General features: G+C 73.0%; 22 protein-coding genes. 11 read left to right on the plus strand and 11 right to left on the minus strand.

What is annotated here, in order from left to right; genetic code table 11:
• Positions 1-41 precede the first annotated feature (41 nt).
• The 3 genes from MTP13_RS06390 to MTP13_RS06400 all read right to left on the minus strand — a co-directional run bounded on the left by MTP13_RS06390 (position 42) and on the right by MTP13_RS06400 (position 3421).
• Positions 42-1550, minus strand: coding sequence for an HNH endonuclease (locus MTP13_RS06390; RefSeq protein WP_341681354.1), 1509 nt, complete (start codon positions 1548-1550; stop codon positions 42-44).
• 105 nt (positions 1551-1655) lie between these two features.
• Positions 1656-2354, minus strand: coding sequence for a hypothetical protein (locus MTP13_RS06395; RefSeq protein ID WP_243570241.1), 699 nt, complete (start codon positions 2352-2354; stop codon positions 1656-1658).
• 143 nt (positions 2355-2497) lie between these two features.
• Complete coding sequence (locus MTP13_RS06400; RefSeq protein WP_243570242.1) at positions 2498-3421, minus strand: LysR family transcriptional regulator; 924 nt, start codon at positions 3419-3421, stop codon at positions 2498-2500.
• A gap of 121 nt (positions 3422-3542) precedes the next feature.
• Here MTP13_RS06400 and MTP13_RS06405 point away from each other — a divergent pair, with 121 nt between their 5' ends.
• The 6 genes from MTP13_RS06405 to MTP13_RS06430 all read left to right on the plus strand — a co-directional run bounded on the left by MTP13_RS06405 (position 3543) and on the right by MTP13_RS06430 (position 10444).
• The gene (locus MTP13_RS06405) at positions 3543-3680 is read left to right on the plus strand and encodes a hypothetical protein (RefSeq protein ID WP_243570243.1); all 138 of its coding nucleotides are present in this window, start codon (positions 3543-3545) and stop codon (positions 3678-3680) included.
• 159 nt (positions 3681-3839) lie between these two features.
• Complete coding sequence (locus tag MTP13_RS06410) at positions 3840-4595, plus strand: Type 1 glutamine amidotransferase-like domain-containing protein (RefSeq protein WP_243570244.1); 756 nt, start codon at positions 3840-3842, stop codon at positions 4593-4595.
• Positions 4592-5947 (plus strand): anaerobic C4-dicarboxylate transporter family protein, encoded by a 1356-nt coding sequence (locus MTP13_RS06415; RefSeq protein ID WP_243570245.1) that lies wholly within the window; start codon positions 4592-4594, stop codon positions 5945-5947. The genes MTP13_RS06410 and MTP13_RS06415 overlap by 4 nt, the downstream gene beginning before the upstream one ends.
• Complete coding sequence (locus MTP13_RS06420; RefSeq protein WP_243570246.1) at positions 5947-7359, plus strand: threonine/serine exporter family protein; 1413 nt, start codon at positions 5947-5949, stop codon at positions 7357-7359. Before MTP13_RS06415 ends, MTP13_RS06420 begins: the two co-directional genes overlap by 1 nt.
• Before the next feature lie 35 nt (positions 7360-7394).
• Positions 7395-7955: an orotate phosphoribosyltransferase gene (gene pyrE, locus MTP13_RS06425; RefSeq protein WP_243570247.1), complete on the plus strand. Its 561-nt coding sequence runs from the start codon at positions 7395-7397 to the stop codon at positions 7953-7955.
• Positions 7955-10444 carry a septum formation family protein gene (locus tag MTP13_RS06430; RefSeq protein WP_243570248.1) on the plus strand — a complete coding sequence of 830 codons (2490 nt, stop codon included), beginning with the start codon at positions 7955-7957 and terminating at the stop codon, positions 10442-10444. Before pyrE ends, MTP13_RS06430 begins: the two co-directional genes overlap by 1 nt.
• A gap of 82 nt (positions 10445-10526) precedes the next feature.
• Here MTP13_RS06430 and MTP13_RS06435 read toward each other — a convergent pair whose 3' ends face one another.
• The 5 genes from MTP13_RS06435 to MTP13_RS06455 all read right to left on the minus strand — a co-directional run bounded on the left by MTP13_RS06435 (position 10527) and on the right by MTP13_RS06455 (position 16470).
• Positions 10527-11321 (minus strand): HAD-IIA family hydrolase, encoded by a 795-nt coding sequence (locus MTP13_RS06435; protein WP_243570249.1) that lies wholly within the window; start codon positions 11319-11321, stop codon positions 10527-10529.
• 100 nt (positions 11322-11421) lie between these two features.
• The gene (locus tag MTP13_RS06440) at positions 11422-12765 is read right to left on the minus strand and encodes a serine hydrolase domain-containing protein (protein WP_243570250.1); all 1344 of its coding nucleotides are present in this window, start codon (positions 12763-12765) and stop codon (positions 11422-11424) included.
• Between the two features lie 70 nt (positions 12766-12835).
• The gene (locus tag MTP13_RS06445; RefSeq protein ID WP_243570251.1) at positions 12836-13507 is read right to left on the minus strand and encodes a metal-dependent transcriptional regulator; all 672 of its coding nucleotides are present in this window, start codon (positions 13505-13507) and stop codon (positions 12836-12838) included.
• Positions 13508-13677: 170 nt separating this feature from the next.
• Positions 13678-14994: an ATP-binding protein gene (locus tag MTP13_RS06450; RefSeq protein ID WP_243570252.1), complete on the minus strand. Its 1317-nt coding sequence runs from the start codon at positions 14992-14994 to the stop codon at positions 13678-13680.
• A 123-nt stretch (positions 14995-15117) separates the two neighbouring features.
• A complete protein-coding gene (locus MTP13_RS06455) occupies positions 15118-16470 on the minus strand; it encodes an Nramp family divalent metal transporter (protein ID WP_243570253.1) in 1353 nt (450 codons plus the stop codon).
• A gap of 246 nt (positions 16471-16716) precedes the next feature.
• Between MTP13_RS06455 and MTP13_RS06460 the strand changes: the two genes are divergently transcribed.
• Both MTP13_RS06460 and MTP13_RS06465 read left to right on the plus strand, forming a co-directional pair.
• A complete protein-coding gene (locus MTP13_RS06460) occupies positions 16717-17337 on the plus strand; it encodes a TrmH family RNA methyltransferase (RefSeq protein WP_243570934.1) in 621 nt (206 codons plus the stop codon).
• A 335-nt stretch (positions 17338-17672) separates the two neighbouring features.
• The gene (locus tag MTP13_RS06465; RefSeq protein ID WP_243570254.1) at positions 17673-18707 is read left to right on the plus strand and encodes a magnesium and cobalt transport protein CorA; all 1035 of its coding nucleotides are present in this window, start codon (positions 17673-17675) and stop codon (positions 18705-18707) included.
• Between the two features lie 39 nt (positions 18708-18746).
• Here MTP13_RS06465 and MTP13_RS06470 read toward each other — a convergent pair whose 3' ends face one another.
• Positions 18747-20606: a YhgE/Pip domain-containing protein gene (locus tag MTP13_RS06470; protein WP_243570255.1), complete on the minus strand. Its 1860-nt coding sequence runs from the start codon at positions 20604-20606 to the stop codon at positions 18747-18749.
• On the minus strand, positions 20603-21265 hold the full coding sequence (locus MTP13_RS06475) for a hypothetical protein (RefSeq protein ID WP_243570256.1): 663 nt from the start codon (positions 21263-21265) through the stop codon (positions 20603-20605). The genes MTP13_RS06470 and MTP13_RS06475 overlap by 4 nt, the downstream gene beginning before the upstream one ends.
• Positions 21266-21446: 181 nt before the next feature.
• On the opposite strand from MTP13_RS06475, the gene MTP13_RS06480 reads away from it, so the two are divergent.
• The gene (locus tag MTP13_RS06480) at positions 21447-21782 is read left to right on the plus strand and encodes a hypothetical protein (protein WP_243570257.1); all 336 of its coding nucleotides are present in this window, start codon (positions 21447-21449) and stop codon (positions 21780-21782) included.
• 126 nt (positions 21783-21908) lie between these two features.
• Here the strand turns inward: MTP13_RS06480 and argG are convergent, their stop codons facing one another.
• A complete protein-coding gene (argG, locus tag MTP13_RS06485; protein WP_243570258.1) occupies positions 21909-23333 on the minus strand; it encodes an argininosuccinate synthase in 1425 nt (474 codons plus the stop codon).
• Between the two features lie 129 nt (positions 23334-23462).
• On the opposite strand from argG, the gene MTP13_RS06490 reads away from it, so the two are divergent.
• Both MTP13_RS06490 and MTP13_RS06495 read left to right on the plus strand, forming a co-directional pair.
• Positions 23463-23939: a DUF3151 family protein gene (locus MTP13_RS06490; RefSeq protein ID WP_243570259.1), complete on the plus strand. Its 477-nt coding sequence runs from the start codon at positions 23463-23465 to the stop codon at positions 23937-23939.
• A gap of 1 nt (position 23940) precedes the next feature.
• On the plus strand, positions 23941-25227 hold the full coding sequence (locus tag MTP13_RS06495; protein ID WP_243570260.1) for an adenylosuccinate synthase: 1287 nt from the start codon (positions 23941-23943) through the stop codon (positions 25225-25227).
• Positions 25228-25261: the final 34 nt, after the last annotated feature.

Raw genomic sequence — 25261 nt, forward strand, 5'->3', positions numbered from 1 at the left:
GGGCGGGCGGGCCGGCGGGCTGAGCGGGCTGCGCGCGCGGGTCAGGCCGCAGGCAGGTTCAGCGCGCCGGGTGCCGTCGAGGCATCCCTCGTCTCGGGAGCGGCGACCCGCTGGTCGGCGCGCAGCTCGAAGCGGGCCCGCCCGCCGAGCCGCGGACGCTGCTCGGGATCGAGGTGCGGCGGGGGCACGAACCAGACCTCGCGACGATCGGCCCTGATGCGCCAGCCCTCGCGATGCACCTGGTGGTGGCAGTGGCTGCAGAGCAGCACCCCGTTCTCGAGATCGCTTCGCCCTCGGTGCCGATGCCACCAATCGATGTGGTGCGCATCGACGTAGGCGATGTTGCGCCCGCAGGACGCGCATCCGCCGTCGCGCTCGCCGAGGGCGAGCCGCTGAGCTCGGGAGAACAACCGGCGGGAGCGGCCCAGGTCGAGTGGCAGCGGGTCGCCGCCGAGCACCGCGGGAACGAACTCGGCGTCGACCGCGAGGCGTCGTGCCGCGGCCGCGGAGACCGGTCGGTCGAGGCCGTCGATGGTGGCCTCGCCGAGACCGCTCAGCAGTGCGTCGAGCTCGATCCGCACGACGACCGTCGCCTTCGCGCGGGTCGCCGCGGCCTCGCAGCCGATGACGTGGCGGGCGAGTTCGCCCAGCGCATCGGCCTGGAGCTGCGGGATGGTGCGCCGGTCGTCGAGCACCGGGCCGTCGTGCTGGGACCTCGGCGAGGAGGCACCGGCGCCCGCCGCATCGGGCTCCGTCGTCTCGCATCGCCGATGCAGGGTCTCGGTGACGATCGCCTCGATCGCGGCCTTCACCGGTGCCGCCGTGACCGGGTCGAGCCTCGCGGTGATGCGGACCATGCCCGATGCCTCTTCGACGATCGAGAGGGACCGCTGCTGATGCATCGCTTCGTCGCGCGGCTCGACGCCATCGGGATCGAGCCGCGCCTCGGCGTGCCGCACCGCGCGCAGCACGAGCCCGCGCGGCGCGGCCTTCGCGAAGCGCACGAGTTCGACCTCGTAGGCCTCGGCGCGGCGCAGGCTGGTGCGCGGGGCGATGCGCTCGAGCATGGTGCAGATGGCATCGGCCGCGTCGAGCGAGAGGGCGCCGCTTGCCAGGGCATCGGCCACCGCGGGATGCCGCGCCGGGCGGCAGTCGCCCGTGAGGGTCTGCCGAGCGCGCGTCGCCGTGCCGACGCGGAGCAGCTTCGCGGCCCCGGCGGCCGCATCGCCCGTCGACGCGGCGAGGAGCGCGGCCGCGTTGCGGTGGCCGTGCCGCTTGGCGAGCCCCTCGGCGCCGAACCCCGCATCGGACGCACCGCGACCTCGGCCGCGAGACCGGCGAGCGCCACCTCGCTCGCCCGTCGCAGGCGGGCGGCCTCCTGCAGCACGCGCAGGAGGCCCGCATCGCTCATCGCCGCGGGATCGATGGCGCCGGCGCCCAGTCCCGACCCCGCACCGAATGCCGGGCCCGCTTCGCCCCACGCCGCGCGAAGCGACGCCAGGTCTGCTTCGAGTGCGTCGAGCGGATTCGTCATGCTTCCAGCCTGCCACCGATCGCCCGTCAGTGGTGCTGGAAGTGGCGCTTCATCAGGCAAAACGTTGCCGTAAGTGGCGCTATTGCGACGGGGCGCACTGGGCGCCGGATCAAGCGCCGGATCAGGCGCCGAAGTTGGGCGAGGGCGCAATGATGAACAGGATCCTGTCCTCGGCGACCTCGCCGTGAACGGCGACGGCGAAGTTCTGCTCGAACCCGTCGGGCGTCGTCTCGATCGGAACGATCCCGATGCGCACCGTCCGGTAGGCGATCCCATCGTTCGGGTTCGTGTAGTCGCTGATCTCGCCCTCGACGTTCGCGATCGACCCCCCGACGGTGCTTCCGTCGAACGCCCGCAAGGCGAGGCCGTTCGCGTCGGTGCTCGTGATGCGCACCCAGTGCTCGGAAATGGTGGGCGGCGAGGCAGGCATCGCGGTGTCGACGAGCCGCAGCCCGCCCCAGTCGTGGTACGTCGCCCGCGGCGCGTCGTTGTGCCCCTCGAACTCGGTGTCGACCGGTTCGCCGAGGTAGCCGGTGAGCCCTGCGACGACCTCTGCCGTCGGCTGGAAGTAGTCGTAGCTCGCGAGCACGCCGCCGTCGGCGTCGACCACCTGGAAGTGCTCGGCGGAGACCACGACGGCCGCCGCCGCCGGCTCCGGGCTCGGCGTCGCGCTCGGCGTCGCGCTCGGCGTCGGCTTCGAGGACGGGCTGCTCGTCGGCGGCTGCGTCGGTGTCGGGGTGGCGGCGCAGGCGGCGAAGACGGAGAGCACGAGGGCGGCGAGCGCGGTGCGCGCGGTGCGCGCGAGGAGTCGGCGGGTCACGGGATGAGTCGAGCACACCGGGTGCGACCGTCGCAAGAGGGCGGACACCGAACTCCGGATCGCCCGGACCACCGCGCCGCCGGGCCGCCGAGCCGCCGAACCGCCGGGCCGCCGAGCGGCCAGGTGGCGGAACGCCCGCGCGGCTACGCCCCGGCCCCTGCTCCGCCCGCCCCCAACTCCGCCGCCTTCGCGACGAGCACATCGAGCACCGTGCGCACCGCCAGCCGCTCGGCGACGTCGGGGCGGACCAGCGCCACGATCTGCCGGGCCGACGGCACCCCGCGCAGCGGCTTCAGCACGAGCTCGGGCGGGAGGGTGCCCGAGGTGTAGCGCGGCACGAACGCGACCCCGAATCCCGCCTGGATGAACGCCTCCACGATGCGCATGTCGCTGAAGCGCTGGGCGATCTCGACGCGGCGGCCGCCCTGCTGCTCGATGGCGTGCAGGATGCGCTCGAACGGGAACCCGGGCGGCACGCCGAGCCAGGTCTCCTCGACGAGGTCGCTCGCGGTGAGGTGCGAGCGGCCCGCGAGGCGGTGCGTCGCGGGCAGCCCGATGTCGAGCGGCTCGGTGAGCAGCGGCACGACGCGGAGGCCCCGCCCGCCCCACGGCAGCACCCCGGGCATGGTGTGGGCGAGCACGATGTCGTAGTCGGCGGTGAGCTCGGCGAACTCGGCGAGCTCGGGGTCGAAGTCGGTCGCCCGCACGACGAGCCCGGGCACCTGCTGGAGCTCGGTCAGCACGGCGGGCAGCATCGTCGCCCCGATGGTCGGGAACGTCAGCAGGGTGACCTCGCCGCTCGGGTCGTTGCGGAACTCGTCCCAGACGGCGTCCGCCCGGGCCAGCGCGATCGCGACATCCGCCGCGCTCCGCGCCAGCGCGTGCCCCGCGCTCGTGAGCACGATGCCGCGGCCGCTGCGTTCGGTGAGCGGGGCGCCGGCCTCGCGCTCGAGCACCTTCAACTGCTGCGAGACGGCCGAGGGCGTGCGTCCGGTCGCCTCGGCGACGGCGGTCACGCTGCCCCGTTCGGCGAGTTCTCTGAGCAGGTCGAGGCGACGGACATCCATGTAGCGATGCTACATCGTCAGTGAAGGTGTATCAGATTGTGCTGAACGGTTTTCCGCGCTTCAATTGAAGTGTCGAACACGTGCAACGGCGCCTCCGTCGCTCGACGATCCACTGGTCTTCGTGAAAGGAACCACCGTGTTCGCCATCCTGCTCATCCTCGGCGGCGTCTCGCTCGCCGGCCTCGTCGGCTCCGTCGTCGTCGCCTCGCGCGACGGCTACCGTCGCCTGCCGAAGGAGACCTTCGCGCGCACTGTGTAGCGCGAAGCGGGGCATCGCCCCGGAGTCGAGGGCCGCTGCGCGGGGGAGGGACACCCCGCGGGGCGGCTCTCCTCGTTCCACCCGGGCAAAATGCTCGACTCGGAGCCGTCCCCAGCGCTAGCGTGTGCCGCAACGGGTACACCGAGGTCTGGGGGGACGATGGCGCACGTGGTGGCCACGGGAGCGGGCAAGGCGATGATGGAGCGCCGCACCGATCCGACGCACGAGTACATCCTGCAGCTCACCGGCAAGGAGCGCGCTCGGGTGCTCTTCGTCGGCACCGCGACCGGTGACGAGCAGGCGTACACGCTGAGCTTCTACAAGACCTACGACTCCGACCGGTGCGCGCCGCACCATCTGACGCTCTTCCACCGCGACCTCGACGACCTCGCGGGCTTCGTGAAGGGCTTCGACGTGATCCACGTCGGCGGCGGCAACACCGCGAACATGCTCGACGTCTGGCGGCGCCAGGGGCTCGACGAGATCATGCGCGAGATGTGGGACGACCCCGCGTCGAACACGGTGTTCACGGGCGGCTCCGCCGGCGGCATCTGCTGGTTCGAGGGCGGCACGACCGACAGCTACGGCCCGACCCTCCAGGTGCTGCCCGAGGGGCTCGGCTTCCTGCACGGCAGCTTCTGCCCGCACTACGACGCGGAGGACCAGCGCCAGCCGCTGTTCCACGACGCCTTGCTGCAGGGCGAGCTCGCGACCGGCTACGCCGTCGGCAACCTGCAGTCGCTGCACTTCGAGCGCGCGGGCGGCGGCACGCCGGAGTTCGTCACCGCGATCAGCCCCGTCGACCCCCCGCTCGCGCTCCGCGTCGAGGCCGTCGACGGCGAGATCGTCGAGACGCCGCTGCCGGTGCGGGTGCTCGAGAGCACCGGGCCGATCGTGAAGGGGCCGAGCGCATGAACGACAACGTCTGGATCCTGCTCGCCGAGCTCCTGGTCGTCGTCCTGGCGATCTTCATGGGCACGCGCACGAGCGGCATCGGCCTCGGCGTCTGGGGCCTCGTCGGCGTCGCGGTGCTCATCTTCGTGTTCGGCGAGGCGCCGGGCAACGCCCCGGTCGACGCGGTGTTCATCGTCATCACGGTGATCACGGCGGCCTCGGTGATGCAGGCGGCGGGCGGCATCGACTGGATGGTCTCCGTCGCGGCGAAGGCGATCCGGAAGCGACCGCGCTCGGTCGTCTTCCTCGCCCCCGCCATGTCGTTCCTCTTCACCGTCGGCGCCGGCACGGGCAATATCTTCTACCCGCTGCTGCCGGTCATCTACGACGTCTCCTACCAGCAGAAGATCCGTCCCGAGCGGGCGCTCTCGGTCTCCGCCGTCGCCTCGCAGGTCGGCATCCTCTGCTCCCCGGTGTCGGCGGCCACCGCCTCGATGGTGGTGCTGCTCGCCCCGCAGGGCTTCGACCTCGGCAAGCTGCTGCTCATCATGTGGCCCGCCTCGATCGTCGGCCTCTTCCTCGCCGCACTCGTCATGCTGAAGCACGGCAAGGAGCTCGAGGACGACCCCGAGTTCCAGAAGCGCCTCGCCGCCCACCAGGTCGACGCCCCGCAGGAGGACGCCCACGACCAGAAGCTGCCGAAGACGGCGGTGCTCTCGGCATCCCTCTTCCTCGCCGGCGTCGCAGTGATCGTCTTCTGCGGCCTCTTCTCGAACCTGCTGCCGGTGATCGGCACGAACGACGCGGGCGACCCGATCCACCTCTCGGTGACCACCGTCATCGAGGTGACGATGGGCGTCATCGCGGCCCTCATCTTCGTCTTCTGCAAGGTGAAGGCGGCCGACGTGCCGAAGCAGTCCACCTTCCCCGCCGGCATCGTCGGCGCCATCGCCCTGTTCGGCATCGCGTGGCTCGCGAACACCTTCGTCGCCGCCAACACGCAGCTCATCGTCGACGGGCTCGGCTCGATGGTCTCGGGCTCCTCGGCCTTCGTCGGCGCGCTGCTGTTCGCGCTGGCGCTGTTCGTCGTCGCGATGCTGACGACGAGCCAGTCGAGCGCCACCAACGCGATCGTGCCGATCGGCCTCACCATCGGCCTGCCGGCGCACCTCATCGCCGGGCTCTGGCCGAGCGCGATGGGCATGTACACGCTGCCCGCCAACGGCAGCCAGGTCGCGACGGTCGCCTTCGACCGCACGGGCACCACGAAGATGGGCAAGTTCGTCCTCGACCACTCCTTCCAGCTGCCGAACCTCGTCTACGTGTTCAGCGCGATCATCGTGGGCGTGGCGATCTCCTTCCTCCTGGGCTGATGGCCGGCGAGCGGGCGGCGGGCGAGCGGGCGACGGCCGACCGCGCCGCGGCCGACCGGGCCGCGCAGCGGATGAACGACCCGCTGCTCGGCCGCTTCCTGCTCGGGCTCGCGGAGGGGATGAACGCGGCCGCCGAGTCGGTCGACCAGATCCGCTCGGACATGACGCGGGTGGCCCGCGCCTACGGCCGCGACGACATCGACTTCGTCGTGCTGCCCACGGTGATCCTCGTCGAGACGGGCAGCGGCGAGGCCGGGCGGGTCGCCATCCGCTCGGTGAACGCGAGCTTCCGCTTCGACCAGATCGCCGCGCTCTACCGCCTCCTCGGCGAGGCGAAGGAGGCCGCCGTCGACCCTGCCGACGGCATCGACCGGCTGAACGAGATCGGCCGGATGCGGCCGAAGCGCGGATGGTTCGTGCGCACCTTCGGGCACGCCGTGCTCACCGCCGGGCTCGCGCTCCTGCTCACCCCGACGTGGGAGGGTGCGCTCGTGGCCTTCGTGCTCGGCGCGCTGATCGGCGTGGCGAAGCTCGTGCCCTCACCCACCCTCCAGCTCGTCTTCCCGGTGTTCGCGGCGTTCGTCTGCGGGGTCGCCGTGTTCCTGCTGGCGCCGCACTTCCCGCTCGGCGATCCGCTGCGCCTGCTCATCGCCCCGCTCGCGACCTTCCTGCCCGGCGGGGTGCTCACGACCGCCGTCATGGAGCTCGCGGCCGGCCAGATGATCGCGGGCGCGTCGCGGCTCGTGATGGGGATGGTGCAGCTGGGCCTGCTCGCGTTCGGGATCCTGGCCGCCGGCACCGTCGTCGGCGTCGCGAACTCGAGCTACGCGCCGCTCGAGTCGACGGACTCGCTGGCCTGGTGGGTCAGCTGGCTCGCGCTGCTGCTCTTCGCGATCGGCAACTACCTGCACTTCTCCGCGCCGGGCTCGACCTTCGCCTGGGTGCTGCTCGCGCTCGTCGTCGCGTACCTCGGCCAGCTGGTCGGCACCGCGCTGCTCGGGGCGACCGTCTCGGGCTTCATCGGGGCGCTCGCGATGACCCCGGTGGTGCTGTGGATCGCCTCGCTGCCGAAGGGCGCCCCCGCGCAGCTCACCTTCCTGCCGGCGTACTGGCTGCTCGTGCCCGGGGCGGCCGGTCTCGTCGCGCTCACCGAGGCGGTGGGCGCGAGCGAGGGCTTCGACGACTTCGCCCTCGCGCTCGTCTCGATCATGTCCATCGCGCTCGGCGTGCTGATCGGCACGGCCCTGTACCGGGCGGTGCACCATGGGGCGGAGGAGCTCGCCGCCTTCCACATCGAGAAGCCGATCGCGGCCGTCGCCGGCGGAGCGGGCAGCGTCTGGAGCCGGCTCCGCGCCGGGCTCGGCGCCGGGTTCCGTTCCCGCTTCGGCTCCGGGCTCCGCCGACGAGGCTGAGGGTCTTCCCGGCAGCCGGGCCGTAGAGTATTCGCGTGACTCAGCACGACTCGGACGCCCGCCGCCAGCTCATCGACCACATCTCGCGTGAGGCGGTCTTCCACGGCGACTTCACCCTGACCAGCGGCAAGAAGGCGAGCTACTACGTCGACCTCCGCAAGGTCAGCCTGGACCACCGGGTCGCTCCGCTCATCGGCCAGGTCATGCTCGACCTCATCGCGGACGTGCCCGAGGTGGCCGCCGTGGGCGGCATGACGATGGGCGCCGACCCGATCGCGAGCGCCATCCTGCACCAGGGCGCCGCCCGCGGGCTCGCCTACGACGCGTTCGTCGTGCGCAAGGAGCCGAAGGACCACGGCCGCGGCCGCCAGATCGAGGGGCCGGAGCTCGAGGGTAAGCGCGTCATCGTGCTCGAGGACACCTCGACCACCGGCGGTTCGCCGCTGAAGGCCGTCGAGGCGCTGCGCAAGGTCGGCGCCGAGGTCGTCGCCGTCGCCGTCGTCGTCGACCGCAACACCGGTGCGCGCGAGGTGATCGAGGCCGAGGGCGTGCCGTACCGCTACGCCATCGGGCTCGATGATCTGGGGCTGGCCTGATGGTCCAGCGAGGCGGCGAGCCCGGGGGCGAGGAGTTCGGCGACGCGGATTGGCTGATGGGCCAGCTCGGCGACACGGACGCTTCGGATGCTTCGGATGCCGCTGGCGAGTCGCGCCCGCAGGGCCGCCGGGCGGCGGCCTCCGCCCCGTCCGAGCCCGCAGCCGAGCCGGAGCCCGCCGCGCCGGCGGCACCGGCCGCGTCGGCAGCACCGCCCGCGTCGCCCGCTGAGCCGGTCGGCTCGGATGCCTCGGCTCCGCGAACGCCCTGGTGGACCAGCCGTTCCCGGGGCCGCCGTGCGGCGGAGCCGGAGCCCGGCGAGACCTCGTCGGCGTCGGACTCCGCGTCCGAGGCACCGCTCCGCGGCGACGCCGAGCCCGGGCCTGCGGAGCCGAGCGGACGCCGCCGGGCCAGCCCGAGCAGCGAGGAGTCGCTCGACTGGTTCTCGCTCGCGGCGCAGACGCCCCAGCCCCCGCCTCCGGGCGAGGGCGATGCCGTGTCGGACCCGGCGGATGCCGCGGCGCACGCCGCGCCGATGACCACGCCTGCCGCGCCGATCAGCGACGAGCCGCGCAGCGAGCGCGGCGACACCGGGGTGCTCGACGAGCCCCTGCGTCGACGTCGCGACCGCGGACCGGCCCTGCCGCCGGCGGACCCCATCCTCACCTCCGTGGAGCCGCCCGTCTCCCCGCAGCGCACGCCGCAGCCGCCCGCCGAGCCGTGGGCGCCGGCCGAGCCGATCGTGCCGACGGAGTCGCAGACCCCGGTGGTGCCGGGACCGGCGACGCCGACGGCGCCGTTCGCCCTCACCTGGGGCGACCCCGCCGGCCCCGTCGTCCCGGGCGAATCCGCGCCGAGCGAGCCGGAGCCGGGCGAGCCCTCGGCGCAGGAACCGGCACCCGACGAGCACCCGACCGGGGCGTTCGGCGAGCCGCTGGTCCCGCCGCCGGTGTCCGCCGCGTCCGCGTCCGCCTCGGCCGCCGCGACCACCGATTTCGACGCCGCACTCTGGTCCGCGCTGCAGGAGGGCGACACGGGCGAGGCGCCCACGGTGACGCCGAGCGAGCCCGCCGCGCCCCCCGCGCCTGCTTCGAGCGACCCCGGGTCGCCCCTGGGCGGGCGGGCGCCGTTCCCGGCGTTCGCCTCCGCTGAGGCTGCCCCGACCGAGCCCGCCGCCGACGCCCCCGTCGACGACCTGCTCGCCGGCATCGCGCTGGGCGGCGCCGCCGCTGCGGCCGTGAACGCGGCCCAGGCTGCGAACCCGGCCGAGCCGGAGGTCCAGCCCGAGGCCGAGCCGTACCAGGAGCCGCACGCCGAACCGCACCCGGAGCCGCACGCCGAGCCGCACGCCGAGCCGCACGCCGAGGCCGCGATCGAGCCGCCGGCGCACGACGCCGGCACCGGCCGCGACGACGAGTTCGACGAGCAGCTCGACGACGATGAGCTGGCCGACGGGCTCCACGCGCCCGAGCCGGGCTTCGTGTGGGGCATCGTTCCCGACCCTGAGGCTGCCGACCCCCGCGCCGAGGACGGCCCGCTCGGCACCGTCGCTCTCGCGGCCGTCGCCGCCGGCGGCGAGGACGTGCCGGGTGACGAGCCGGTGGTCGACCCCGACACCGACCCCTCGATCCCTGAGGACGACGCCGCGGCGCCGCCCGCCGACGACGCGTTCGAGGTCGACGCCGACGTGCCCGACCCGCTCGATCCGTTCGGCTTCGGCACTGAGGCATCCGCGAGCCCCGCCTCGCGCATCGAGGACCCCGAGCCCGTCGCCGCGACGGCGTTGCTCCCGGCCGCCGGGTCGGCGAGCGCAGCGGCCGGTGCGGGCGCTGCGCGCCGCGAGCCCGAAGGGGCATCCCGCGGCGGGTCCGGTGCGGGCCGCGGTGGATCCGGCGCCGCCGGCGGCGACGCCGCGCGGCGACGTCGCCTGCTGCTCTGGATCGCGGGCGGCCTCGTGGCCGTGCTCGTGCTCGCGGGCCTGTTCTTCCTCGGCACGAAGCTGCCGTTCGGCGGTCAGCCCGCGGCATCCGCGCCCGCGACGAGCGACTCGGCCGCCCCGAGCGACACGCCGGCGCCCGCGCCGACCGCGGCGCAGCCCGCCGGCGTGCACGCGTGGAACACGCTCTTCGGCGGCGAGTGCATCGACCCGTTCACCGACGCCTGGGCCGAGGACTACACGGTCGTCGACTGCGCGGCGCCGCACGCGGCGCAGCTCGTGCTCCGCGGCACGCTGCCCGGCGAAGCGGGCGCGGCGTTCCCGGGCGACGCCGAGCTCGCGGCGCAGCTGGGCACGACGTGCCAGGCCGACGGCGTGCTCGACCAGAACGCGATCTCGGGCCTCACCGACCTGCAGCTCGTGTTCTCCTACCCGCTCGCCGAGCAGTGGGACGCCGGTGAGCGCACCTTCTACTGCTTCGCGAACCGGTCGAGCGGCGAACCGCTCACGGCGAGCATCGCGGGCGCGACCCCCTCGCAGGTCGCCGCCGGCTGAGCCAGAACCGAGTTGCCCGACTTTCATGAAAGTCGGGCAACTCGGGATCTCGGGTGGGGCAGCGCGCGAGCGCGCGCCGGGCCTAGAGCTCGGTCTCGGCGGCCTCGCCGACGAGCTCGAAGACGCCCTTCAGCACCTCGTCGGGGCGGAACGGGTACTTCTCGATCTCGGCCTGGTCGCTGATGCCCGTGAGCACCAGCACGGTGTGCAGGCCCGCCTCGATGCCCGCCACGATGTCGGTGTCCATGCGGTCGCCGATCATCGCCGTGTTCTCGGAGTGCGCGCCGATCTTGTTCAGCGCCGAGCGGAACATCATCGGGTTCGGCTTGCCGACGACGTACGGGTCCTTGCCGGTGGCCTTCGTGATGAGCGCGGCGATCGCGCCGGTCGCGGGCAGCGGTCCCTCGGCGCTCGGCCCGGTCGCGTCGGGGTTCGTGACGATGAAGCGCGCACCGCGGTCGATCAGCCGGATCGCCTTCGTGATCGCCTCGAAGGAGTAGTTGCGGGTCTCGCCCACGACGACGAAGTCGGGGTCGGTCTCGGTCATGATGTAGCCGGCGTCGTGCAGCGCGGTCAGGATGCCCGCCTCGCCCACGACGAACGCCGAGCCGCCCGGCACCTGCTGCTTCAGGAAGTCGGCGGTCGCGAGCGCCGAGGTCCAGATGCGCTCCTCCGGAACGTTCAGGCCGGAAGCGCGGAGCCTGGCCGAGAGGTCGCGGGCCGTGAAGATCGAGTTGTTCGTGAGCACCAGGTAGGGGGTGCCCTGGTCCTCCCACTGCTGCAGCAGCTCGGCGGCGCCGGGCAGGGCGTGGTTCTCGTGCACGAGCACGCCGTCCATGTCGGTCAGCCAGCACTCGACTTCATCGCGTCGTCCCATGCGTCCAGCGTAGGGCTCCGATGTTGCGAACGGATGACGACGGCGGGACGCCCCGGCCGACCGCGAGCGGCGAGCCGAGGCATCCGCTGGTCTGCGCGACTCAGCCGAGCGCCGCGATCAGCTCCTCGACGAGCTGCACCTCGCTCGGTTCGTCGTCGGCTTCGGGGGTGAAGCCCATCCGCACGACGACGAGGCCCTCCGACGGCACGACGATGACCTTCTGCCCGTCGTGGCCCGAGGCGTAGTAGGTGTCGGCGGGCAGCCCGGGCCAGCGCGGCGAGCCGTCGGTGAGGGTGTTCACCCGCCAGCCCATGCCGTAGCCGGGGTCGTCGGTCTGCTCGACGGGCAGCACTTCGAGGCTCTTCGCCATCCAGTCGGCGGGGAGCAGCTGCTCGCCGTTCCACTCGCCGTTCTGCAGGGCGAACTGGCCGAGCACGGCCCAGTCCCGCGGAGTCATCCACAGGTACGAGGAGCAGACCGGGGTGCCCGCGGCATCCGGCTCGAAGACCGCCGAAGACAACCCGAGCGGAGCGAGCAGGGTCTGCCTGGGCAGGTCGGCGCCGAGCCCGGTGCGTTCGGCGAGCACCGAGCAGAGCAGCGTCGTCGAGCCGCTCGAGTACTCCTGCACGGTGCCCGGGGCGTGCTCGAGCGGCAGCCCGGCGACGTAGCCGCCCATGTCGGCCTCGCCGTACAGCATCTGCGTGATCGGCGTGCCGAGGTCGTAGGTCTCGTCCCACTCGAGGCCGCTCGTCATGCGCAGCAGCTGCTCGATCGTGATGCTCGCGCGCTCGTCCGTCCACTCGGGGCGGAGGTCGGCGTCGTCCAGGGCGACGACGCCCTGCTGCACGAGGACCCCGGTGATGAGGTCGGTCGCGCTCTTCGACATCGACCAGCCGAGCTGGGGCGTCGCGGCGTCGAAGCCGTCGGCGTAGCGTTCGCCGACCAGTTCGCCGTCCTTCAGGACGACGACGGCGCGAGTGCCGAGCGCCGCCGCCTGCTCCGGGGGCGCCCCGTCGGCGAAGGCGGCGGCGATGGCCGCGTCGACCGCGGCGTCGGCGGTCGGAGCCGGGGCGCCGGCGAGCGGGTTGCCGGCGTCGTCGATCGCCGTCGCGGTGCCGAGGTCGGGCCGCTCGCCCGCGAGGGTGCAGCCGAAGCCCTCCGTGTACCAGGCGCGCTGCTTCGCGAGGATGCCGAGGAGGGACCCGGTGGTCTCGCCGGGCTCGTCGGCGCCGAAGCGCAGGTACGGCACGAGCGGGTTCGGCGGCAGGTCGTGCTCGGGGTCGTCGCGCCCGGCGAGCTCGGTGACGGCGCACGCGTTGTGCGCGGCGTAGCCGGTGCCGGTGAGCAGCATGGGGCGTTGCCACCAGTACCCGGCGACGCCCGCGGCGACGACGACGGCCACCACGACGGCGAGGGCGATGAGCGTTCGACGGAGAATGCGCACCGCCGGATGCTATCAGGCGCGCGGCGTGCGCTCAGGCGCGCGGCGTGCGCTCAGGCGCTGGGTGGTGTGCTCAGGCGGTGAGCCAGATCTCGGCGGCCGCGGTGCCCGGGAGCTCCAGCGCCGGCGCCGGGGCATCCGAGGTTCCCGCCGAGAGCCGCACGCGCTCGCCGTCGCCGAGGCTCACGACGACCTCGACGCCGGGCGCGAGGCCGGCGGTTTCGAGCTCGCGGAGCACGGCCGGGTCGCGGTCGCTGATCCGGAGGATGCGGCCGCGGTGCCCCTGCGGCGCCTCGTCGAGGCGGAGGAAGGGTTCGGCCGGGATCGTGCCGTCGGCGGCGGGGATCGCGTCGCCGTGCGGGTCGCGGCTCGGCCGCCCGAGCCGCTCGTCGATCACGTCGAGGAGCCGGTCGGAGACGGCGTGCTCGAGCACCTCGGCCTCGTCGTGCACCTCGTCCCAGCCGTAGCCCATCTCCTGCACGAGCCAGGTCTCGATGAGCCGGTGCCGGCGGACGACGGCGAGGGCGCGCTCGCGTCCGGTATCGGTGAGGCGGAGGGGGCCGTACGGCACATGGGCGATGAGGCCGGCGGCGGCCATCTTCTTCACCATCTCGGTGACGCTCGACGGGGCGACGCCGAGCTTGCCCGCGAGCACGGACGGCGTGATGGGGTCGGGCTGCCACTCGGTGTGCGCGTACACCGTCTTGAGGTAGTCCTCGATCGCGGGATTCTTGCTGGCCGGCATCAGCCCCAGACTATCGGGCCCTCTGCGGGCGACGTGCTCGGGCGGCGGCCCGCCGTCGCCTCGATCGCGCCACTCGGCCTCGTTGCGCCAGGAGGGGTGGCGCGTCGGAGCGGAAGTGGCGCAGACGGTCGGGCGGAGGGAGCGGATGCCACCGCCACCGCCTCGACCGGTTACACGCGGGCCAGCGCTTCGATGTCTTCGAGGAAGGCCTCGGCGGTCTCGGCCGACACCGTCGTGCGGGTGGTGCCGATCGCCTCGAGGTAGTCCTCGGTGCTCGGTCCGGCAGGCCGCACCGCGGCATCCGCCCGCCCCGCGGCATCCGCCTCCGTCGCGCCGCTCCGCACTGCCGCCTCGAACGCGCGCTGCGAGGCGCTGCGCGCGGCGAACTCGATGTCCGCCGGCGAGAACCCGGCCGTCCGCTCGACGAGGAGCGCCAGGTCGACCTCGCGCGCGACCTGCTCCGGCACGTAGCGCTGCCAGATCGCGAGGCGCGCGGCGTCGTCGGGCAGACCGATCGGGATGACGTAGTCGAACCGTCCGTGCCGGAGGAACGCGCTGTCGAGCGCGCGGATGAAGTTCGTCGCGCAGACGAGGAGACGCCCGGGCTGCTCGCGGAACGCGGGGATGATCTTCAACAGCTCGTTCGTCACGCCCTGCAGCGGCGACGGCGGCTCGCCCGAGCGCTGCGCGGCGATCTCCTCGACCTCGTCGATGAAGACCACGGCGTGCTCGAGCTCGGCGATCTTCGTGAACGTCTCGCGCAACGCGCCCGCGAGTCCGCGCGGGTCGGCCGCCAGGCGCGAGGGGAACACCTCGACGAACGACCACTCCAGCCGCGAGGCGATGGCCTTCGCGAAGGTCGTCTTGCCCGTGCCCGGCGGACCGAACAGCACCACCGCGCGCGGCGGCACCACCCCGTAGCGTTCGGCGAGGTCCGGTTCGGCGAGCGGCAGCACGAGCCGCTGCTCGAGGATCTCCTTCTCCCGCCGCATCCCGGCGACCGACTCCCAGAGCGTGCGCGGCAGCAGCCGCCCGCCGAGCTCGGCGAGCGAGGTCAGCTCCTGCCGCTGCACCGGGATGCGGCGCTCGAAGTAGCGCAGCTGGTGCTTCGGCTCGAAGCCCTGGTGGGCGAAGGCGTCGACGCGGCTCTCGTGCTCGGGGATGAGCGCCGAGAGCTTCGTCAGCCCGTGCGGGGCCATCCGCTTCTCGAGCGCGGCGAGCATCGCCGAGCCGATCCCGCGGCCGCGCCAGTCCTCGGCGATGCCGAAGAAGACGATCCAGCCCTGGTCGTGCGCCGCCCGCCCGACGACCGCGCCGACGAGTTCCTCGCCGTGCACTGCGACGACGGCGTGGTCCTTCTGGCAGGAGGCGACGACCTCGCTGAGGTCGTAGACGGGCTCGTGCCCCGAGCGCCGCTGGGCCTCCCAGAGGTGCAGGATGCCGTCGAGATCGTCGTTGTGGAACTCGCGCACGCGCCAGCCGGTCATGGGGATCCTCCTCCGTGGGTTCCCGCAGCGTAGGCGACGACCGGGGCGCGCGCGGGCTCTGTGACGGACCGTGCGGGTGAAAGTCTGCCGACTGTTGCCGTGGCCGAAACTTCTGCGCCAGTTCTACGCCCCGGTGAACACCAGCCAGAGCAGCAGCGCGTTGAGCGCGATGAGGGACACGGATGCCGCGACGCCCGCAGCGGTCGTCGCCCAGTGGTTGCGCCAGCGGCCGAGCACGCCGGCCTTCGCCGTGAGCGACACGAGCGGAACGAGGGCGAAGGGGATGCCGAACGACAGCACGACCTGGCTGATCACGAGCGAGAGCGTCGGGTCCAGCCCGAGCCCGAGGATGACGAGCGCCGGAAGCAGCGACACGAGTCGGCGCACGAGGAGCGGCACGCGCACGTGCAGCAGTCCGTGCATGATCTCGGCCCCGGCGTACGCGCCCACGGAGGTCGAGGCGAGCCCCGAGGCGAGCAGCCCGATCGCGAAGAGTGTCGCGATGACCGGGCCGAGCGCCGCCCCGAGCGCGGCGTACGCGCCCTCGAGGCTGTCGGTGCCGTCGACGCCGGCGAGGTTGACCGCGGCGAGCAGCAGGATGCAGAGGTTCACGGTTCCGGCGATCGCCATCGCGACCGTGACGTCGATGCGCGTGGCGCGCAGCAGCACGCCGGCCGGCAGCTCGGTCGCCTCGCCGGGGGCCGCGGCCCGGCTCGATCCGGGCGTCGCGAAGCGGTCGCGGCTGAGGGCCGAGTGCGCGTAGATCGCGTGCGGCATGATCGTCGCGCCGAGGATGGAGGCCGCGAGCAGCACCGAGCCGGTGTCCTCGAAGCGGGGCGCGAGGCCGGCGAGGAGGCCGCCGGGGTCGGGCGGGGCGATCAGCACGCCGACGCTGAAGCCGATCGTGATGATGAGCAGCAGCCCGATGATGACGAACTCGAAGGTGCGCGGGCCGCGGCGCGACTGGATCATCAGGAGCCCGATCGACACCGCCCCCGTGATCACGCCGCCCCAGATCAGCGGGATGCCGAACAGCAGGTTCAGCGCGACCGCGCCGCCGATGATCTCGGCGAGGTCGGTCGCCATCGCGACGAGCTCCGCCTGCAGCCAGTAGGCGCGCCGGCCCCAGCGGCTGCGGATGCGCTCGCCGAGCACCTCGGGCAGGCTCCGCCCGGTGACGATGCCGAGCTTCGCCGACAGGTACTGGATGAGCCACGCCATCAGGTTGCCGAGCACGACGACCCAGACCAGCAGGTAGCCGTACTGCGCACCCGCCGTCATGTTGCTCGCGACGTTGCCGGGGTCGAGGTACGCGACGCCGGCGACGAGCGCCGGCCCGATCAGCCAGGCGGCGCGGGGGACCGAGCCGCGGCGCTCGGGGCGGCGACCGCGCGGCCCGGTGGCGGATGCGTCGGCGGATGCCTCGTCGAGGCGGTCAGCGGTGGGCGCGAGCGGATCGGCGGGAGATTTCGGCATACCGAAAAGTTAGCAGAATTTAGGCGCACCGAAAAGTGGGGTGAGGGTGGTGCGAGTACCGTGGCACAGGTGAACGACGCCGCGCCCGCAGCCGCAGATGGCGCACCCGCCGACGGCGCAGCGCCCGAAAGCAGCGCGGAGTCCGAAGGCGGCGCAGCGCCCGCCGACGGCGCAGAGTCCGAAGGCGGCGCAGCGCCCGCAGACGGCGCAGAGTCCGAAGGCGGTGCAGCGCCCGCCGAGGTCCAGCTGCCGAGCGGCGTCGGTCCCTGGCCCGGCGGACGCGACGCGTGGCCGGGCGAGCCGTACTACGACCCCGAGCTGCTCGAGCACGGCGACCGGCGCAACGTCGTCGACCGCTACCGCTACTGGCGGCTCGAGGCGATCGTGGCCGATCTCGACGAGCGGCGGCACGGCTTCCACGTCGCGATCGAGAACTGGCAGCACGACCTCAACATCGGCTCGATCGTGCGCACGGCCAACGCCTTCGCCGCCGACACCGTGCACATCATCGGCCGTCGCCGCTGGAACAAGCGCGGCGCGATGGTCACCGATCGCTACCAGCACCTGGAGTACCACGGGGACCTCGCCGGCTTCGCGGCGTGGGCGCACGAGGCATCCCTGCCGATCATCGCCGTCGACAACGTTCCCGGCGCCGTGCCGATCGAGGCCTTCGACTGGCCCGAGCGCTGCGTGCTGCTCTTCGGGCAGGAGGGGCCGGGCCTGTCGCCGGAGGCGCAGGCGATCGCCGACGCGGTCGTCGAGATCACCCAGTACGGCTCGACCCGCTCGCTGAACGCGGCCGCGGCGGCCGCCATCACGATGCACTCCTGGGTGCTCGCCCACGCGACCCCCGGCGCCCGCGCCTGAGCACCCCTGCCCGGCCCCATCCCACCCATCCCACCCATCCCACCCCCCACCCACCCACCCACCCCCCCCACCGTCAAGACGTCAGTATTCGCGGGTCGCGGCGCCCTGGCACCCGCAGATAGTGCCGTCTTGACGGGAGCAGGGGCGGGACGGGGACGGGACGGGGACGGGGACGGCACAGGGCAGGGGCGGGACGGGGACGGGACGGGAACGGGGGCGGGACGGGGACGGGACGGGGCGGGGGCGGGCGCGTCGGTATGGGGTGCGCGGGGTGGCGCGAGGCCGGGCGCGCGAGGCATCCCGGCCGGGCCGCGCCCGCGTGCCAGACTGACGCCGTGACCGTCATCGACAACGCCGTGTACGTCGACGGGCGACGCGTGGCGACGCCCGTGAGCCTCGACGACACCTTCGAGGCGCTGCAGGCCGCGCCCGGCGGCTTCGCCTGGATCGGCCTCTACCGGCCCGACGCGGCCGAGCTCGAGATCGTCGCCCAGGAGTTCGGCCTGCACGTGCTCGCCGTCGAGGACGCGCTCACTGGCCATCAGCGGGCGAAGCTGGACCGCTACGGCGACACCCGCTTCGTCGTGCTGCGCCCCGCCCGCTACCTCGATGCCGAGGAGCGGGTGGAGTTCGGCGAGGTGCACCTCTTCGTCGGCCAGGACTTCGTCGTCGGCGTGCGGCATGCGGAGTCCCCGGATCTCGGCCGCGTGCGTGCTCGGCTCGAGTCCGACGGGCTGCTCGCCCGCGGCCCGATGGGGGTGCTCTACGCCGTGCTCGACCAGGTCGTCGACGAGTACGCGCCCGTGGTCGCCGGCCTCGAGAACGACATCGACGAGATCGAGGACGAGCTGTTCTCCGGCGAGGCGGCGGTCGCGAAGCGCATCTACGACCTCTCGGGCGAGGTGATGGAGTTCCAGCGAGCCACGAAGCCGCTCGTCGGGGTCATCGAGACGCTCCGCGCCGAGCTCGACGCCGGCGCCGAGACGAACGACGACGACGCCGGTCTCGAGCTGCGGCGCTCCCTGCGCGACGTGCTCGACCACGTCATCCGCATCACGGAGAAGGCGGACGAGTTCCGGCAGACCCTGCAGAACGCGCTGAGCGTGCACGCGACCCTCGTCGCGCAGCGGCAGAACGAGGTCATGCAGTCGCTCACCGAGACGAGCCTCGCGCAGAGCGAGCAGACGAAGAAGATCTCCAGCTGGGCGGCGATCTTCTTCGCGCCGTCGCTCGTCGCGGGCATCTACGGCATGAACTTCCACAACATGCCCGAGCTCGGCTGGGAGGCGGGCTACCCCTTCGCGATCGTGCTCATGGTCGCCTCGGCCTCCGTGCTCTACCTGATCTTCAAGTCGCGCCACTGGCTCTAGCCGAGCGGACGCTCAGCCGCTCAGCCGGCCCGACGCCGCTCAGCCGATGAGGCTCGGCTGCAGGTCGCGCAGAGTGCGGAAGTGCGTCATCCGAGTCACGCCGATCGCGGCCAGCACGAGGCCGCCGGCGAGCCAGATGGCGAGCACCCCGGCATCCGCCCAGGCGCGCGACAGATCGCCGCCGTACATGAACTGCCGCATCATGTCGACGACGTAGCCCATCGGCAGCACGTGGTGCAGCGCCGCGAGCGGCGCGGGCAGCGTCTGCCAGGGGAACGTGCCGCCCGCGGTCACGAGCTGCAGCACCATGAGCACGAGGCCGAGGAACTGCCCGACCGAGCCGAGCCAGACGTTCAGCGCGAGGATGATCGCCGCATACGTCGCCGAGGCGAACACCATGGTGCCGACGACGCCGAGCGGATGGTGCATCTGGAAGCCGAGCGTCACCGCGAGCACGACGTAGAGCGCGACCATCTGCACCGCGCCGAGGAGGCCCGGGGTCAGCCAGCCGGCGAGCGTGATCCGGATGGGGGAGTGCAGCGCCGTCACCGCGCGCCGGGAGATCGGCTTCACGATGAGGAACAGCGCGTAGATGCCGATCCAGCCGGCGAGGGCCGCGAAGAACGGCGCGAGCCCGGCGCCGTAGTTGCCCGCCTGCGTCACCTGGCTCGTCTCGAGCGTGATCGGATCGGCGATCGTCGCCGCCTGCGCGTCGCGCGTGGCCTGGGAGGAGTCCGGGATCTCGGCGACGCCGGCCTGCAGCCCGTCGCGGAGGGTGCCGGCTCCGGTCTCGAGCTCGCCGAGCCCGGACTGCAGCGTGCCGAGGCCGTCGCGCAGCTGCGCCGCGCCGCCCGCCGCCTGCGCCGCGCCGTCGGCGGCGGTGCGGGCGCCCGCGGCGAGCTCCGCCGAGCCGTTCGCCACCTGCCGGCTGCCGTCGGCCAGCCGGTCCACCTCGCCCACGACCTGCTGCACCCGCTCGTTGCCGTCGACGATCGCGGTGCCGACGACGTCGAGCCGGGCGAGCACCGCGTCGATCGTGGCCGGGTCGAGTCCCTGGGCGCGCAGCAGCGCTTCGATCTCGGCGCGCGCCTGGGGCACGTCGGCGGCGGCCTGCGCGACGACGGAGCCGACCCGGTCGGCGGATGCCGCGAGCTCGGCGTTGCCGTCGGCGACCTGTCCGGCGCCGTCGGCGAGGGTCGCCGAGCCGTCCGCGAGCTGCGCGGTGCCGTCGCGCAGTTGCGCCGTGCCGTCGGCGAGCCGGCCGGCCCCGGCGCCGAGCTGCCCGGCGCCGTCGAGCGCGGTGCCGGCGCCGTCGGTGAGCCGGGCCGCGCCGTCGGCGGCCTCGCCGAGCTTGCCGCGGATCGTCGAGATCGAGTCGAGCAGCGTGGACGCCGCCTCTTGGCCCACCTTCTCGGCGATCGTCGTGCGGATCTTCTCGACCGCCTGCTTGCCGATCGTGCCCGCGAGGTAGCTGTTGGCGTCGTTCGTGGCGAGGACGATCTCGGCCTGCCGCGGGGCATCCGTCTGCACCGAGGCGAGCGCCTCGGAGAAGTCGCGCGGGAAGGTGATGGCGAAGTCGTAGCGCGACTCGTCGAGCCCCTGCTCGGCCTCCTCGGCCGAGACCCGGTGCCAGTCGAAGGCGCCGTCGGCGACGACCTCCGAGGCGATCTCGTCGCCGACGTTCCGCGCGGGGGCGTCGTCGGTGGCCGGCGTGCCCTCGTCCTCGACGACGAGCGCGACGGGCACCTCGGCGAATTTCGCGTACGGATCCTGGTTCGCCCAGAGGTACAGGCCGCCGTAGAGCACCGGCACCGCGACGAGCGCGAGCAGCGCCAGCACCGACATCTTCGTGGAGGTGAGCCGCCGGAACTCGGCCGCGATCATCTGCGGGATCTTCACGCGATGCCTCCCTGCGCGAGCGGCAGCTCGTCGTCCGGTTCGTCGGGGCCGTGCATCCTCGCGATCATCGCGGCCGCGCCGATCGCCGCCGCCGAGGCGTCGCCCGCGATCACGAGCAGCGCGAAGCCGCGGTCGGCGAGCCCCTTCGCGAGCTCCCACCACTCCATGGGGTCGCCGCCGTGCCGGTCGGGCGAGACGATCACGAGGCCCTCGACGCCCTCGCGGAGCAGCGCGAGCTCGGTGAGCAGGCGCAGCCTCGCGTGCGGCGCGACGTTCGCGATCGGCACGCGGGCGAGGTGATCGAGGCCGAGCTGGCTGAGCCAGCGGCCGACCGAGACGGGGTTGGACGGGATGCCGGCGAACATGAGCTCCTCGGCGGCGACGCCGCCGAGGGTGATGTCGGGGGCGGGGTCGCTGACCTCCGGCGCGTCGATGAGGGCGATCCGACGGCGGATGGCCGAGGCATCCGTCTTGCCGTCGATGACGACCTCGCCCGAGTCGGGGCGCATGCGCCCGGCGGCGATGAGCCCGAGCACGGTGGGCCGCTGTTCGGTCTCGGCTCTCGCGAGGGTCGCGCGACCGGACTCGAATCCGACGGTGGTCGGGGGCAGCGCCTGCCCGTCCCGGCCCTTGGCGACTCCGCGGAGCTCGATCCTCACGCGCCCTCCTCCTCGTCTGCCTCGTGGGCAGACCCCCATTGTCCTCCCCTCGGGCCGGCTTCGCTGCGCGCCCCGAACGGGGGTGAGGATTCCTCTTGTTGGCGAGGTCGCGCAGTGCTTTGCTGACCCTGACCGCATACCCGCATGACGCGGTCGTCCGAACCCGAGAATGGAGCCCATCATGGCCGAGCGCAGCATCCGGCGCGCCGTCGCCGTCCTCGCCGCCGTGCCCTTCGCCGCGGCAGCCCTGCTGGCGACCGCGTCGCCGGCGTTCGCCTCGAGTCCCGTGGACGGGGACCACAAGGTCCCCTACTGCCACGCGACGCACAGCGCGAAGAACCCCTACGTGTACATCGAGACCGACAAGCTCGCGGTCGTCAAAGCGCACGCCAAGCACCAGGACGAGGAAGACGTCTACCCGGGCTTCTGGTACGACGACCACGGCACCGCCGTCTGGATGGAGGGCCGGGGCGACCCGCTCTTCGCCCTGAGCGGCTGCACCCAGGTCCCGCGCTAACCAGCAGCGCGATCCGACCGGCGCCCGAACCGCCGCCCCGACCGCCGGCGCCCGAACCGCCGTGCGAGACGACGCAGCCCGGCACCATCCAGGTGCCGGGCTGCGTGGTGCGCGGGATCGCTCCGCTCAGTCGGTGCCGAGGTCGAACGCCGCGGCCTCGATCGCGGCATCCGTCGCGGCGGAGGCGGCGTCGTCGGCCGGCGCGGCGATCTCGGCTGCGTCGCCCTCGGCCAGGTCGCCGACCAGGGCCGCGGTCGAGCCGCCGACGATGCCGAGGTGCGCGTACTGCTCGAGGCGGCTGCGCGAGTCGGCGATGTCGAGGTTGCGCATGGTCAGCTGGCCGATGCGGTCCTCGGGGCCGAAGGCGGCGTCGCCGACGCGCTCCATCGAGAGCTTCTCGGGCTGGTAGCTGAACGCCGGGCCCTCCGTGTTCAGGATCGTGTAGTCGTCGCCGCGGCGCAGGCGCACGGTGACCTCGCCCGTGACCGCCGAGGCGACCCAGCGCACGATCGACTCGCGCAGCATGAGCGACTGCGGGTCGAGCCAGCGGCCCTCGTACATCAGCCGGCCCAGGCGGCGGCCCTCGTTGTGGTAGTTCGCGATCGTGTCCTCGTTGTGGATCGCGTTCAGCAGGCGCTCGTACGTGAGGTGCAGCAGGGCCATGCCCGGCGCCTCGTAGATGCCGCGCGACTTCGCCTCGATGATGCGGTTCTCGATCTGGTCGCTCATGCCGAGGCCGTGGCGGCCGCCGATGCGGTTCGCCTCGAGCACGAGCTCGACCGCGTCGTCGAACTCGACGCCGTTGATCGCGACCGGGCGGCCCTGCTCGAAGCGCACGGTGACGTCCTCGGCGGGGATCTCGACCGACTCGTCCCAGAACTTCACGCCCATGATCGGCTCCACCGTGGTGATGCCGGCCGAGAGCTCCTCGAGCACCTTCGCCTCGTGCGTCGCGCCCCAGATGTTCGCGTCGGTCGAGTAGGCCTTCTCGGCGCTCGCGCGGTACGGCAGCTCGCGCTCGAGCAGCCACTCGCTCATCTCCTGGCGGCCGCCGAGCTCGGCGACGAAGGCCGAGTCGAGCCACGGCTTGTAGATGCGCAGGCGCGGGTTGGCCATCAGGCCGTAGCGGTAGAACCGCTCGATGTCGTTGCCCTTGTAGGTCGAGCCGTCGCCCCAGATGTCGACGCCGTCCTCCATCATGGCGCGCACGAGCAGCGTGCCCGTGACCGCGCGGCCGAGCGGGGTCGTGTTGAAGTACGTCTTGCCGCCGGAGCGGATGTGGAACGCGCCGCACTGGAGCGCCACGAGGCCCTCCTCGACGAGCGCCGCCTTGCAGTCGACGAGGCGGCTGAGCTCGGCGCCGTACTCGAGCGCGCGGCCGGGCACGGCCTCGACGTCGGGCTCGTCGGGCTGGCCGAGATCGGCGGTGTAGGTGCAGGGCACCGCGCCCTTCTCGCGCATCCAGGCGACGGCGACGGAGGTGTCGAGCCCCCCGGAGAAGGCGATGCCGACGCGCTCGCCGGCGGGCAGGGAGGTGAGGACCTTCGACATGGCCTCCAGCCTAGTTGCGCGGGAGGGCTCGTGACGCCGCCGATCCGGAGGCGCGGACGCCGGCCCCCGCGGCGTCCGCCTCCCGGGTCGCCTCCCGGGCCGCCGGGCGGCCTCGCGATATGGTGGAGTGTGACTCCTGACGAAGCATCGGCGGAGACCGAGATCATCCTGGCCGACGAGCCGGAGGTGCGCGAGGCCCTCGCCGCGAGCGACCGCAGCGCCGTGCAGGCCGTCGTCGCCGAACACCCCTCGTCGCCCCTCGCCTGGGCCGAGCTCGCCGACCTCGCCGACTCCGAGGGGCGGGCCATCGAGGCCTACGCCTTCGCCGCGGCATCCGTCGAGTTCGCCCGAGCCCAGCTGGCCGCGGCCGGCTGGACCGACGGCGACCCCGTGCGCTGGGCCGAGGAGCCCAACCGCGCCTACCTGCGCGCCCTCGACGCCCAGCGTCGCGCCGCGCTGTCCCTCGGGCTCGCCGAGCGCGCCGACGCGCTCGCCGCGGAGCTCGAGGCCGCCGATTCCGAGGCGCCCGCCCGCATCGCGAGCGAGTTCACCCCGACCCAGCTCATCACCGTGATCCCGGCGACCCCGCCGGCAGGAGAGGACTGATATGCCCGCGGTCGTACTCGTCGGAGCCCAGTGGGGCGATGAAGGCAAGGGAAAGGCCACCGACCTCCTCGGTTCCCGTCTCGACTACGTCGTGAAGTTCAACGGCGGCAACAACGCCGGGCACACCGTCGTCGTCGGCGACGAGAAGTACGCCCTGCACCTGCTGCCCTCGGGCATCCTGACGCCGGGCGTCACGCCCGTCATCGCGAACGGCGTGGTCGTCGACATCGAGGTGCTGTTCGAGGAGCTCGAGGGGCTCGCGAGCCGCGGGGTGGATGTCTCGAAGCTCCGCATCTCGGCGAACGCCCACGTCATCACCCAGTACCACCGCACGCTCGACAAGGTGACCGAGCGCTTCCTCGGCAAGCGCCAGATCGGCACCACCGGTCGCGGCATCGGGCCGAGCTACGCCGACAAGATCAACCGCGTCGGCATCCGCATGCAGGACCTCTTCGACGAGAACATCCTGCGCCAGAAGGTCGAGGGCGCCCTCGACCAGAAGAACCACCTGCTCGTGAAGGTCTACAACCGCCGCGCGATCGCCGTCGACGAGATCGTCGACGAGCTGCTCGGCTACGTCGACCGGCTGCGCCCCATGGTCACCGACACCGCGCTCGAGCTGCACCAGGCGCTCGGCCGCGGCGAGACCGTGCTCTTCGAGGGCGGCCAGGCCACGATGCTCGACGTCGACCACGGCACGTACCCCTTCGTGACGTCCTCGAACGCGACCTCGGGCGGGGCCGTCACCGGCTCCGGCATCGCGCCGAACCAGATCGATCGGGTCATCGCGGTCATCAAGGCGTACACGACGCGCGTCGGCGCCGGCCCCTTCCCGACGGAGCTGTTCGACGAGTGGGGCGACTTCCTCACCGAGAACGGCCACGAGTTCGGCACGACGACCGGCCGACGCCGCCGCACGGGCTGGTACGACGCGCCGATCGCCCGCTACGCGGCGCGGATCAACGGCGTGACCGACTTCGTGCTCACGAAGCTCGACGTGCTCACCGGCATCGAACGCATCCCGGTCTGCGTCGCGTACGACGTCGACGGCGAGCGCTTCGACGAGGTGCCCGTCTCGCAGTCCGACTTCCACCACGCGAAGCCGATCTACGAGGAGTTCCCGGGCTGGACCGAGGACCTCTCGGGCGCGCGCGAACTGTCGGACCTCCCGGCGAACGCGCAGGCGTACGTGCGCGAGCTCGAGGCGATGAGCGGCTCGCGGATCTCGGCCATCGGCGTCGGCCCCGAGCGCGACGCGATCGTGCAGCTGCACGACCTGCTCGACTAGCGCCGAGCACCGGCCGCGCCGCGGCCTCGATGAC

The organism is Agromyces soli (genome assembly GCF_022811605.1).
GTDB lineage: Bacteria > Actinomycetota > Actinomycetes > Actinomycetales > Microbacteriaceae > Agromyces > Agromyces soli.